Annotated in this window: 10 protein-coding genes and 1 other RNA gene; 2 read left to right on the top strand and 9 right to left on the bottom strand. The window is 42.7% G+C overall.

Annotated features, from left to right (window positions below; genetic code table 11):
- Positions 1–6: 6 nt before the first annotated feature.
- Both priB and rpsF read right to left on the bottom strand, forming a co-directional pair.
- A complete protein-coding gene (gene priB / locus EJ103_RS03290; RefSeq protein WP_004588456.1) occupies positions 7–324 on the bottom strand; it encodes a primosomal replication protein N in 318 nt (105 codons plus the stop codon).
- A 43-nt stretch (positions 325–367) separates the two neighbouring features.
- Positions 368–709: a 30S ribosomal protein S6 gene (gene rpsF, locus EJ103_RS03285; RefSeq protein WP_004588455.1), complete on the bottom strand. Its 342-nt coding sequence runs from the start codon at positions 707–709 to the stop codon at positions 368–370.
- Positions 710–1,075: 366 nt separating this feature from the next.
- Between rpsF and EJ103_RS03280 the strand changes: the two genes are divergently transcribed.
- Positions 1,076–2,275 (top strand): alpha/beta hydrolase-fold protein, encoded by a 1,200-nt coding sequence (locus EJ103_RS03280; protein ID WP_126006027.1) that lies wholly within the window; start codon positions 1,076–1,078, stop codon positions 2,273–2,275.
- Between the two features lie 303 nt (positions 2,276–2,578).
- Here the strand turns inward: EJ103_RS03280 and EJ103_RS03275 are convergent, their stop codons facing one another.
- The 4 genes from EJ103_RS03275 to EJ103_RS03260 are packed head-to-tail and all read right to left on the bottom strand — an operon-like array spanning position 2,579 to position 6,847.
- A complete protein-coding gene (locus EJ103_RS03275) occupies positions 2,579–3,745 on the bottom strand; it encodes an FAD-dependent monooxygenase (RefSeq protein ID WP_126006025.1) in 1,167 nt (388 codons plus the stop codon).
- Positions 3,742–4,929, bottom strand: a complete 1,188-nt coding sequence (gene ubiH, locus EJ103_RS03270; protein WP_126006023.1) for a 2-octaprenyl-6-methoxyphenyl hydroxylase — start codon at positions 4,927–4,929, stop codon at positions 3,742–3,744. The genes EJ103_RS03275 and ubiH overlap by 4 nt, the downstream gene beginning before the upstream one ends.
- 15 nt (positions 4,930–4,944) lie before the next feature.
- Positions 4,945–6,267, bottom strand: coding sequence for a Xaa-Pro aminopeptidase (gene pepP / locus EJ103_RS03265; RefSeq protein ID WP_004589600.1), 1,323 nt, complete (start codon positions 6,265–6,267; stop codon positions 4,945–4,947).
- A gap of 25 nt (positions 6,268–6,292) precedes the next feature.
- Positions 6,293–6,847 (bottom strand): UPF0149 family protein, encoded by a 555-nt coding sequence (locus tag EJ103_RS03260; protein ID WP_004589599.1) that lies wholly within the window; start codon positions 6,845–6,847, stop codon positions 6,293–6,295.
- A 193-nt stretch (positions 6,848–7,040) separates the two neighbouring features.
- On the opposite strand from EJ103_RS03260, the gene ssrS reads away from it, so the two are divergent.
- Positions 7,041–7,224: non-coding RNA, 6S RNA (ssrS, locus tag EJ103_RS03255), on the top strand.
- 141 nt (positions 7,225–7,365) lie between these two features.
- Here ssrS and EJ103_RS03250 read toward each other — a convergent pair.
- The 3 genes from EJ103_RS03250 to EJ103_RS03240 are packed head-to-tail and all read right to left on the bottom strand — an operon-like array spanning position 7,366 to position 13,167.
- A complete protein-coding gene (locus tag EJ103_RS03250) occupies positions 7,366–10,449 on the bottom strand; it encodes an efflux RND transporter permease subunit (protein ID WP_004589597.1) in 3,084 nt (1,027 codons plus the stop codon).
- Positions 10,446–11,762, bottom strand: a complete 1,317-nt coding sequence (locus tag EJ103_RS03245; protein ID WP_126006021.1) for an efflux RND transporter periplasmic adaptor subunit — start codon at positions 11,760–11,762, stop codon at positions 10,446–10,448. The genes EJ103_RS03250 and EJ103_RS03245 overlap by 4 nt, the downstream gene beginning before the upstream one ends.
- A complete protein-coding gene (locus EJ103_RS03240) occupies positions 11,752–13,167 on the bottom strand; it encodes a TolC family protein (RefSeq protein WP_126006019.1) in 1,416 nt (471 codons plus the stop codon). Before EJ103_RS03240 ends, EJ103_RS03245 begins: the two co-directional genes overlap by 11 nt.
- Positions 13,168–13,250: the final 83 nt, after the last annotated feature.

Below are 13,250 nucleotides of genomic sequence, written 5' to 3'. Positions count from 1 at the left end.
AATTCCTCAAATAATTCTTTCTATATGCTGAGCATGCAAAACCAATTGGCTAAGGCCGTTACGACCTTCGTGGCGATTTAAAAAACCACTCACTTGCAATGCCTGCCCAACGTGCAAATGTTGAGTCTGTTGTTGCATTTGCTTACCACTGGCAACAACCTGAAGCCTAACGTAACTATTACGGTTAAGATCTGCTTCGGTTTGCATCGATTTATGTTCTACAACAAAAATACAATGCGGTATGCCTGCAGGGCTTTGGCTAAACTTGGGTGTTTTACAAACAACCCCCGATATAACCAGCTGATTCATATATGGGCTAACCATTACACTAACTGCTGACTACGTGCCATGCTAGGACTCAAAACAATTAAGCAGCTGGTGCTTCTTTCTTCTCTTCTCTTGCAAGAGGAGACGCTTCAGTTACTGCATTTTTAGTACGCATAACTAAGTTACGAAGCACTGCATCGTTGTAGCGGAAAGTAGTTTCTAGCTCGCTGATTACTTCAGTAGGTGCTTCAACGTTCATAAGAACATAATGAGCTTTGTGAAGCTTGTTGATTGGGTAAGCCAGTTGACGACGGCCCCAGTCTTCAAGACGGTGGATAGTACCACCAGCTTCAGTGATAGAACCAGTATAACGTTCGATCATACCAGATACTTGCTCACTCTGATCAGGGTGAACCATGAATACGATTTCGTAATGACGCATGGATATTCCTTACGGTTAATAGAGCCTTCTACCGTTTCGGCCGGTCGGTTTAAGGCAAGGAATTAATAGTGTAAAAGCCGAAATGAGCGCGCATTTTACGCTTAGATGGATAATTAAGCAAGCAGGTTTTTTAAGCTTTGATAGATAAGTGTTAAAGCTATCAGAGTGATATTAATATGCGTTCACTTTATATCAACAAGCAGAATTACGATAAGTGCGTTGGGTTTGTGTAGACGCAAAGCTTGCTTGCGTAAAAAGCGCAGCTTTTAATTACTTACCCCCTCCATTTGCGCCTAAAATATAAACATTTACTCAAACCTAAAGCCGTGCAATTATTAAGCAACACATTATTTAATAAGGATATTTATGAAGCTCTTACTATCACTTGTATTTACACTTGCTTTTAGTACCTCTTTTTTAAGCCACGCAGACACTGCTACAACCGACATAACCGTTGGTAAAAAAATCATTTTACAATCAAAAATACTTAACGAAGACAGGCCTATCAGAATTTTCATACCTGACACTGTAAAAGACGATCAGCCGCTTTATGTTATTTATTTACTTGATGGTGTAGAGCACTTTCATACGGCGTCAGGTGTTATAAAATCCTTAGTTGATTACGAACAAATACCTAATGCCATGCTTGTTGGTATTGATACAACTAACCGCGTGCGTGATTACTTACCTAAAGTAGATGGCGAGCCGAAAACTGAGTTTCAAACCTTTGTAAAAAATAAATGGCCTGATGCTGGGCAAACCGACAGCTTTTTAAAATTTGTGTCTGACGAGCTCATGCCCTACATAAATAGCAATTACTCAACTAACGGCTACAACACCTTAATTGGTCACTCTAATGCTGGTACATTAGCGCTTTACACTTTAGTTAATCAGCCTGAATTATTTAACAACTACATAGCTATAAGCCCAAATAGTTGGTGGAGTGACGAAGAGTTAAAAAATAATATTATTAAATACACTAAAAACTCTAAAGGCACTCAAGAGTTATTTATTAGTGTAGCGAGTGAAGGCGCACGTTTTTATACAGGCGCATTAAATACGTTAGTAAATTTAGAACAACAAATGCCCACACAGCTAAAATGGGAATATAAGCATTACCCTACTTTTACTCATATGGGCACTATACTGCCAGCCCTTAGCGATAGCCTAATTCACTTATTTAGTGACCTAATTTTTAACGTAACTGACGAGCACGGAAAATTTGCCGATGTATCACTTATCACAGGTTACTACCAAGCACTGAGTGATAAGTACGGATTTGAGCTTAAAATTCCACAAGATGTGTACGTAGAGTTTGCCCACAGCCAGCAAAAGTTTGATAACACTAAAAAAGCGATAACTACACTTAAACACTTTACTCGTGATTACCCTAATGCTGCTTACTCCCACATGCGGTTATCGCAAGGGTACACGGCTGACGAACAGTTTAAAGAGGCTGTTACTAGCATGAAGCATGCACTAAAACTTGCTAAACAAAACTCGCGCGACCCACTGTTAATTGATGCACTACAAGATATGGTGAATGAAGCGCAAGCCAATTTGTAACTAATTTAACGCAAAGCGCTTTTTAACTAACGATAGTAATTACGCGCTACGCTCGTCGCGTCAGCAAGCTAAATGCCTACAGGTAAAATTAAGCTCAGTGTTAAACTTTGCATGTAGACGCAAAGCTTGCTCGCGTGAAAAGCGCAGTTTTTAATCTGTTTAAAGCCACTTAAAAACAAAAAACCGATGTTTAAACTAAACATCGGTTTTTCTTTGCTGGAAGTTAACAGCTGAAAGCTGATAGCTAAAAACTAACTACTTTACTTTATACGTTGGGTTTCGCTTCGCTCTTCCCAACCTACGTTATTTGCCTATCGCTTCTTTGGCGAATAGGTGTTTTATTGGGCCTAGGTTATCAACGAGTGATAGCCCGACTCCACGTATCAGCTTTTTAACCGGGTTGGCCCCTTCAAATAATTCTTTAAGCCCCTGCATCATGGCTATGTGCTTTTGCGCGTCGAGCTTACGGGTGCGCTCATAATCGCGAAGCGTGCGGGTACTCGCAAACTCTTTACTATCACTGGTCAGTAGCTCAATTAAATACGCGGCGTCTTTTAGGCCTAGGTTCATACCAAGCCCTGCAAGTGGGTGAATGGTGTGAGCTGCATCGCCCATTAATACCACTTTGCCGCTCACCCATTGCTGGGCGTAGCGCATTTTAAGTGGAAATGCTGCGCGTTTACTTTGCACTTCACACAGCCCACATTGGCCATCTATGGCTGCCATTACAGCTTTATTAAAAGTAGCGTCGTCCATTGCTAGCAATTCATCGCAATGATTAGGGCTGGTAGACCACACAATAGAATGGGTGTTGTCATCGCTAAGGGGTAAAAAAGCCAGTGGCCCAGTTGGTAAAAACACTTGGCGTGCGGTGTTTGCGTGTGGCTCTTTGGTTTTAACCGTAGCAACCAATGCATGATGGTCGTAATCTTTAAAGCTTAGCGCCATATTAAATTGTTTACGAATAGCCGAATTTGCGCCATCGGCCGCCACCAGCAGCTTAGCAATAATAGGCTCACCGCTTTTAAGGGTTATAAATACATCAGACTCACTTTGGTGTATTTGTTGATACTCAGTATCAAACATCAACGTGGCACTTGGTTGTTGCTCTAGCTCTTTTATAAGTGCAAAACGAATAATATCGTTTTCAACTATATGGCCTAAGTGATCAAGCTCAAGTTGCTCATTATTAAAGGTTATTTTACCAAAGCTGTCGGCATCGCGTACGTCCATATGCGTATATGCGCACGCTCGCTCTGCCATTATGTGTGGCCACACGTTTAATTGCTCAAACAGGTTTTGGCTTGCAATACTCAGCGCACTTACGCGCAAGGCGTATTCATCACTTGGCGGTAATTGCTTTGGCGCGGCGTCTAACACCACAACACTTACATTGGCTTTAGCGAGTCCTAACGCGAGGGTTAAGCCTACGCAGCCACCACCCACTATACAAACCTGTGCTTGCTTCATAAACGTGTACCTTGTTTAACTTGCCCCATTAGCTGCTTGGCCAACGGTGCTTTTAATACGGGAAATAAATCCATTGAGAAAAGCCCAATGCTGCGCCCAAGCGCTAATACCCGTGACGAGTTTGAAAAAAGCCTAACCAGTGCATCGGTTAAACTCATTACGGTATTTATATCGCTGCTACGCTTTAGTGAATACTCACGGGTAAACGCATAACAGCCTAACTCGTTTTTACTTGTTGCAATTAAATTACTAAGTACTTGTACATCACGCAGGCCTAAATTAAAGCCCTGCCCTGCAATAGGGTGAATAGCATGCGCAGCGTTACCAATGACTACTGTACGATGCGCCGTTAATGATTCAGCTTGGCCATAAACCAGCGGGTAGCTTGTGCGTGTGCCCACTTTTGTAAATTGCCCTGCTCGGTAACCAAATGCACTTTGTAGCGCATTTAAAAAGTCGCTTTCACTTAAAACGGTATGCTGCTCAACGTGCTGTTGTTTCATGCACCACACTAATGAGTAACGGTTATTGCTCATTGGTAAAAGTGCCATCGGGCCGTGCTCGGTAAAGCGCTCATACGCATGGTTGTTATGCCCGCCTGCTACTTCAACATTGGCTATAATAGCGCCTTGCTCATAGGGCTGAGTATTAAAGCCTAAACCAAGTAAGTTACGGGTTGGAGATTGCGCACCATCAGCAATAACCAGTAGTTTAGTATTGAGTTGCTCGCCGCTTTGTAAAGTAACCTCATTACTGTTTATGCTTTGCTTAATAGCGCTTACGCTATCGGGGCAATAAAGTGCAATACTCGCTTGCGTTAAACGCTGATAAAGTGCGCGGCCAAACGGGTTTACCTCAACCACGTAACCTAATGACGGTTTAGCAAACTCGTCGCAACTAATATGTGCTTTACCAAAGTGACCACGATCCGACACGCTTACTTTTTTTATTGCTGCTGTGTATGGCGCACTTGGCTCAAATAAATTTAACTGCTGTAAATACTCAACCGACTGCTGTGCAAGAGCAATACTTCTGTCGTCAAAACTTGGGTGGTAATCGCCCGTTACTTGGTTTGCTTCTACTACAGCAATAGTGAGTGAAGGGTTTGTTTTAGCAATGCTTAGCGCACAACTTGCCCCTGCAAGCCCGCCCCCAATAACAACGACATCAAACTGCTTAGCCACTTTATTTCTCCAAGCTTATGCGCTTTTTGCACTTTGCATAAGTGCTTCTATATCGTTTATGGTTTTAGGCACACTCAGGGTGAGGTTTTCATGCCCTGACTCGGTAATAAGTAAATTATCTTCGATACGAATACCAATGCCTTTATATTGCTGCGGTGCGTTTGAATCTTCACTAATGTAAAGCCCAGGCTCTATGGTTAAAACCATGCCTGGCTCAAATGCGCGCTCAACATTGTTTTGTTTGTAATCGCCTACATCGTGAACATCAAGGCCTAACCAGTGGCCAAGGCCGTGCATGTAATATTCTTTACAGGCACCTTTTGCCATTAACTCATCAAAGTCGCCGGTTAAAATACCTAAATCAAGTAAACCTTGAGTCATTACTTCCATTGCACGTTTATTGGCATGCGACATAAACCCGCCGGGTTTAACTTCTTCAAAAGCCACTTCTTGGGCTTTAAGTACAATGTTATAAAGCGCGGCTTGAGGTTCGCTAAACTTGCCATTAACCGGAAAGGTACGCGTAATATCGGCAGCGTAGCCTTGTAGCTCACACCCTGAGTCAATTAATACTAGGTCGCCATCTTTTAACACATCGCTATTTTGCGTGTAATGCAAAATATTAGCGTTATCGCCACTACCAACAATGGTGCCGTACGCTGGGTGCGGTGCTCCGTTCATTGCATAATGATGATGCAGCTCTGCCTCTAGCTGAAACTCTGTAGCACCAGGGTGCGAATAACGCATTGCACGCATATGCCCACGGGCACTTATTTCGCAGCCTTCACGCATAATGTTTACTTCGCTTGGCGATTTAAACAAGCGCATTTCGTGAATAAGACCACGCACATCTTTTATCGTACTCGGTGCCTGATAGCCTTTTTTAGGCGCGCTGCGAAGTGTGTTTAACAAGGTAAATACTTTGGTATCAAAACTTGGGTAAGCGCCTTGTGCATAAAATAAAATCTGCTGACCGTTAACCAAATCTAATAATTGTTCAGTTAGCTCACTTAATGCGTAAGTTTCGTCGAATAAGTACTCATTTTTAGCTTTTTCGAAGCCAATTCTGCGGCCGTGCCAAATTTCGGCCAGCTTATCTTTATCAAGACAAAATAACGTACTTGGCGTATCGCTGTTATTACACAGCACTAAAACGGCATCGGGTTCGTTAAAGCCGGTTAAGTAAAAAAAGTCGCTGTCTTGTCTAAATGCATATTCCGTATCGCGGCTACGCGTTACTTCACTGGCCGCAGGAATAATGGCCACACTATTTGCATCCATTTTCGCAAGTAAACGCTCACGGCGTGCTTTAAATTCTGACTTTTGTATTTCAACCATGCTTTAACAACCCGTTTTATTTAGATTAATGTAGTGTTTTTTTAGGTGCTTTTTCTTTGCCAAGCTCGGCAAAACAAAGCAATGCCGATACACGTACATATTCAATCACTTCATGCAGGGCTTGGCTGTCTTCTTCGGTTTCGTCAAACATGGTATCCAGGCGTGTAATTTCGCTAAAATCGCTAATAACTTCTTTTACATCTGCCGATAACTTACCGTAATCTTTTTGCTTTAAACCAAATCCAAGCATAAACCCTGCAACCCATGATACGAGACCATTGGCTTGATCGATGAGTGTTTCATCATCGCTTGGTAAAAATAAATCGAACGCAAAAGCTTCATCGTTAAAACTTGCTACCACTTGCTTATAAATGGTGCCAAAAAACTGCTTTAGGTCGTTGCTAAACGCTTGGCCATCATTAAATACATCACTTAATAGGCCTAAGTATTCTTTGTCATCAATACTTAAACCACACGCTAGTAATCCACTAATTACGCCGTGCGCTTCTGCCGGTGAGACAAAAATTTCGTTTTTTTCTAAAAGCAGCTGGGCTTTTTGGTAATCTGGTAAGTCGCTCATGTTTATATCTTCGCTTTGCTAGTTAAGGCAATGCTACCACTCGATAAAAAGCAACTCCAATTAATTGTATGATCCTGCTCAAAAAGTAGCATGATAAGTAAATAGCGAGTTACCAGCGGGCGAAAAATGCTCGAACGGTTCAATTTTTTACGTTTGGGGTTTAAGGAATGGATTATGTCTTATATACTGAACTTGTTCCCTGGGGTGCCGGAGTTTGGTTAAGTCCCTGAGCCGATAAATTTTATACCAGGATTTCTGTTCGTCTACTATTGTGCAAGCTCGGCATGTACCGAGAAGCCTACGGTAGACCGCAGCTTTCCGCCCTGAAACCTTCTGGTTTCAGGACTGACGCCGGACACCGCACGCTTGGGGAACACTTTTCTTATTTTTCTGTTTTTGCATTTTTTGCTACTCCCCTGTTTTTAAATACTCTTTATTACCTTTATAAATTTTTAGCAAAAAAAAGCTGCAATTGATATTAATCAACCACAGCTTAGTCCTAGAACACATTTCGTTATTTATCTAAACCAGCTTTGAAAACGCTCCATCAGCATATAGTTTACTGGCACTAATATAAGCGTAATAAACGTAGCAAACACAATACCAAAGCCAAGGCTTACTGCCATTGGAATTAAAAACTGTGCTTGAGTCGCCTTTTCAAATAGTAGCGGCATTAAACCAATAAAGGTGGTTAAACTTGTGAGCATTACTGGGCGAAAACGTGCAGCCCCTGCAAGTTTAACCGCATCAATAATTTTGCCGCCTTCACTGCGTTTTTTATTAATAAAGTCGACCAACACAAGTGAGTCGTTAACCACCACACCAATAAGTGCCAACATACCAAGTAAGCTCATAATGGTTAACTCCATCCCCATAACCCAGTGCCCTATTACAGCGCCTATCATGCCAAACGGAATAACGCTCATTACAATAATTGGCTGCATGTACGATTTAAGCGGTATAGCTAATAGTGAGTAAATAATAAAAAATACAAATAACAATGCCCAAGCAAGCGAGCCAAACGACTCTCTTTGCTCTTTAGCTTCACCTTCTAGCTTGTAATCAACACCTGGGTATTGCTGCATTAATTCATCTAAATACTCAGTTAGGTCGGCTTGCAGCGCGGTCATGTTGGTATTGCTTTTTTCTATGTCGGCAGTCACGTTAAGTGTGCGGTAGCGGTCTATTCGGTTAATAGTAGAAGGGCTTTGCCCTGCAATTAATGTAGCTACATGCGAAAGTGGCACCGAGCCGCCCGTAGGCGTAGTAATAAGTATATTTTGTAAGTCGGCTACAGAGCGGCGCTCTTCAATAGGTAGGCGTACCATAACGCGCACGTCGTCACGCCCGCGTTGAATACGCTGCACCTGCGAGCCAAAAAACGAGTTACGTACTTGGTTTGCTACATCAACTCGGTTTAAGCCCAAAGCAAAGCCTTGCTCGGTAAGCTCTATTTGCAACTCTTCTTTACCATCAGACATGCTATCGGCAATATCAAATACGGTTGGGTAAGTACTTAAGCGCGCTTTAACGCTTTCGGCAATTTTTTGTAACGTATCGAGCGATGTACCACTTAGCTGCACATCTATAGGGTCTGAGCTGCGTCCTATTTCAGCCCTAAAGGTTACGCTTTCGGCGCCAGGAATAATCCCTATTAAATCGCGCCACTCACTTACCAGCTCGCGTGAGCCAATGTCTGAGTCGCGGCTCTCTGCAGGAGTTATTTCAAAGCGCACACTGCCTGAGTTAGACACGCCACCACGGCCACCGGTTGAGGCTAAAATATTTAATATAACGCTTTCGCCGGTATCTTCATCGCGGTATTTGTCTTGCAATAACTGCGCTTTTTGCGACATATCCATTACATACTTATTGGTAACTTCAAACGGCGTGCCTGTGGGCAAGGTTAATGTTACTCGTACGGTTTCGCTTGGGATACGCGGAAAAAATACAAACTTAGTCCAACCACTGGTTATTAAAGTTAAAATTATAAAAAACACACCAACAAACAAACTCACCGTCGCTAATTTATAGCGCAATGCTTTAGCTAAAATAGGCTGATAGTATTTTAAAATAGCGCTTTCAAATCCGTCTGCAAAACGCTGCTGAAGTACTTCAAGCTTTGATGATTTTGTTTTTTGATTACGTAGTTTTATGTACTTTAAATGAGCTGGCAGCACAAATTTAGACTCAATTAACGAGAACAGTAATACCGGAATAACCACCACCGGAATTTGTGCAAACAAGGCACCCCGCGCGCCTTCAATAAATGCTAAAGGTAAAAAAGCCGCTACGGTTGTTAGTACCCCAAAGGTAACTGGTGTTGCTACTTCTTGCGTGCCTAAAATGGCAGCTTGTTCGCCCGACTCTGCGGTTTTTAAATGAGTATAAACGTTCTCCCCCGTTACTATGGCGTCATCCACCACAATACCCAGTACTAAAATAAAGCCAAATAAGCTCATTATATTAAGGGTTACACCAAAAATAGGCATCGCAATAAATGCGCCCATAAACGAAACAGGAATACCAATAAACACCCAAAATGCGATGGCTGGGCGTAAAAATAGGGTTAGCAAAGCCAGTACTAAAATGCCCCCTTGAAGGGCACTGCTGGTTAGCGTAGCAATACGGCTTTTTACAACTTGAGAGTCGTCATCCCAGTAACTTAATTCAAAACCTTGTGGTAAGGAGCTTTGCTTAGACTCTATGTAGTTTTTTACATCATCTGCGACATCTATCGCACTTTGCGGCCCTATACGGTATACATCTATAAAGGCGGCCTGTTTACCATTAAAGCGTGTGCGTACTGGGGTCTCTTCAAAGTCATCATTAATGTTTGCTATATCACCTAAGCGTATTACTGTACCGTCGCTTTGATTTTTAACTACAATGTTTGCAAATTCATCTTTTCGGTAAGCTTGCCCTTTTGAGCTTATAAGTACATCGCCCCCTTCTGTTTTTAAATTACCAGCCGAAATATCAGAGCTCGACTTAGCCACAGCAGTGGATATTTGCGCAAGGGTTAAATTATATTGGCGAAGTGTATCTTGGCTTACTTCTATGGCGAGCTCGTAATCGCGTACACCACTTAGCTCAACCTGCGTTACATTCGGAAGGCGTAAAATATCGTCGCGAACTTGCTCGGCGTATTCTAAGGTTTCTTTTTCACCGTAATCGCTCGCTACGGTAACAGCTATTACTTCGCGTTTTCGCTCGGCAAGCGCCACAATGGGCTTTTCAGCATCGGCCGGAAAAGTGTTTATAGCATCTACACGGCTTTTTATATCGGCTAATAACTCGCGCGGGTCGTAGCCACTTTCTACTTCTATGGTTACCGACGCAGAGCCCTCAGATGAGCGGCTAGAAATTTGCTCTATACCTTCTAAATCTTGAACGGCTTCTTCTATTCGAATGGTAACCCCTTGCTCTACATCCTCTGGGGTTGAGCCGCGCAAAGTAACGCTTACACTTATGCGATCTGTTTCAAACGATGGAAACACCTCAAGCGGTATTTGACTCGATAAACTAAATAAACCCGATAGCAGTAACGTAATAAGCAATAAATTGGCTGCTACATGGTTTTTTGTAAACCAAGCAATCATGGCTTATCTCCTTGTGCAGCGCGGCGTTTTTGTATTAGCTCTTCAACACTAATTCCCATTTCTTGCGCTTTTTTTTCTAGCTGCTCACGCGATGGACGCTTACCTTTACCTGCGCCATTTGGGCCTTTTGCTCGCATATTTTGCGTATCGGTTTGGCCTAAAATGCTTACTGCTGTGCCTGAACTTACTTGCCCAAGCGGTGTAATTACTAACTTATCGCCTGCATTAAGGCCTGTTTTTACCATAGCTTGTGTAGCATTTTGCCATGCAAGCGTAATGTTTTTACGCTTTAACAGCTCCTCTTCAACCACATACACGTAGCTGCCTTGGTAAATAGTACTATTAGGGATTATTAACGCATCAGGCACTGTTTTACCGCTAATTTGCGCTGTGATGTATTGCCCAATTTTAATTGGGTATTGGTTATTAGCCGTGGCTTTGTAAGGGTCATTTATTTGCGCAACAATATACAATTGCTGCGCACCTTCATCGATAGCGCCTTCAGTGCGTATTATTTGCCCTTGCCATGTTTGCTCGCCCACTAAGTCAGATTTAAACTTAACGAGTGAGCCGGCTTGGTTTTTACTGCCATCTCTGTATTGCTCTGGCAAACTAATATACGAGAGGTCTTTATTTTTAATTGGTAAGCGCACTTCAACGCTGTCTATGGCATAAATAGTTGCAAGTTCTGTGTTTTCGCTTACCACTTGGCCAAGGTCTACATTACGACTAAGCACACGCCCAGCGTAAGGCGCAGTAATTTGGGTGCGCTCTAAATCAAGCTGTGCTTTTTCAAGTGCGGCTTGTGCTGAAAGTACTTGGGCTTGTGCAGCCGCTAGTTGGGGCTCGCGAAGTACTAAGCTGCTCGCTTGCGATGATCCACCTAAACGCTTCCAATCAGTAATTGCTTGTTGGCCGCGGGCTTTTTCTTCTAACAAACTTTGCTCTGCAGTAAGTAATGCTGCCTGCGCCGATTTGACCTCAGCCTGATGATCTCTATCATCTAGCTGTAGCAGTACATCGCCTTTTTCAAAAAAACCACCCTCTCTAAAATCATCACTTACTTTATTAATTTGCCCAGATGCTTGAGCAACTAACAAACTTTGAGTACGCGGCTTCACCGTGCCATAGCTATCAATAAAAATTAAGTAGTCTTGTGGTTCAATCTTTTTTACCGATACGCTCACCGTAGCTTTAGGAGGTGAGCCAAAACGTTTTGCTTCAGGTGGGTTACCCTTAATAAACATAACAATTAAAATGGTGGCCACCACCACTACGGCTGGGATTAAAAGTTTTGCTGATTTAGTTTTCATCGTTATTGCTCTTAGGTTCGCTTGTTGGGGCGTTAAAATCGCCGCCAAGGGCAACGTATAGGTTTATCCGGTTAGCAATTAGCTGGTTTTTTGTTTCAATGAGTGAGCTCTGCGCATCAAAAGAGCGCGACTGGGCATCAAGCACAGTAGTGTAAGTTACTAAGCCGCTTTGGTACTGCTCAAACGACAATTGCTCTGCTGCAAGGGCGTTTTCTTGCGCCTCTAACGTGCTTTTATAACTGGCTTGCAAGGATTGCTGCTGAGTAATTGCGTTTTCAACATCGCTGAATGCATCGTACAAGGTATCTAAATATACTTGCTCTTGTTTTTGTGCATTTAAGCGTGCTACTTCTTCATTTGCTTTTAGCTGGCCACCATTAAATATTGGCGCAGAAATACTGCCTAATAAAGACCACGCTAAGCTTGATGGCGAGAATAAATCGCTCACTCTATCGGTGCTATCACTCACGCTTGCTGATAAGTTTAAACTAGGGAAACGCTGTTTATGTGCATAGGCTAGGCCTGCATCGCTTGCTAATAACTGGTACCAGCTTGCGCGCAATTGAGGCTTGCGTGTAATTAGCTCAGAGGGAATACCGGTATTAATCGGCGAAAGAAAAACAGGCAGTTCAACCTCTGCTGATATATCGCCTTTGGGGTAGCCGCCTAATAAGCGCTCTAAAGAACGCGACGCGCTTACAAGCGTGGCTTGTTGATTAGCAATACGCGTACGCTCGTTATTAAGCTCATTACGGGCTAAATATACATCGAGTGCTTCATTAATACCTTGGCGGTAGCCTGATTCAATAATATCTAAGTTTTGCTGTGCGTTTTCTTCTCGGCGTTTATATAAATCGAGTAACTGCTGGGCGGTTACTAAATCAAACCAGCCGGTGACAACATCGGCCACCAATTGCTGCTTAGCTTGCTCAAAACTAGCTTGTTGCGCTAAGTAGTTTAGGTTGGCTTGGCGTTTAGCATCAGATAACTTACCCCACACATCTACTTCATAGCTTAGCTCTAGCGTGACAGAGCTGGCATTATCATAACTTACAGGTCTATTGTCTTTACTGCGCCTAGTTTGCGCAGATAAATCAAGATCGGGCCAAAGCGCAGAGCCTGAAATTATTAATTGCTGCTTTTGTATTTGTACATCGTAGGCACTTTGCAGCAAAGCCTGATTATTATTTAGTGCTTTATTAACAAGGTTTTCAATATAAGGGTTTTCTAACGTTTGCAGCCATTGCTGATCTACTGCAAGTGCATTTTGTGCTAAACCATGTTGCCATGTCGCTGCAATGTCGCTGGGTGCTTGCTCGCGCTGCTGAGGGTTTAGCGTACCCGCACAGCCGCTCAACAATACCAAGCTAAGAGCCAATAAAGTTGGCTTAGTTTGCCAAATCATAGTTAACCTAAATTACTGCCATTTATGAATGTAATTCAAGCACTTTGGCAAATTTTGCTCAACTTACTTTACATAACATTACA

The organism is Pseudoalteromonas sp. Xi13 (genome assembly GCF_003952205.1).
Taxonomy (GTDB): Bacteria; Pseudomonadota; Gammaproteobacteria; order Enterobacterales; family Alteromonadaceae; genus Pseudoalteromonas; species Pseudoalteromonas atlantica.
The sequence above is the reverse complement of the archived record's forward strand: the minus strand, read 5'-3'. Positions and strand labels throughout refer to the sequence as shown.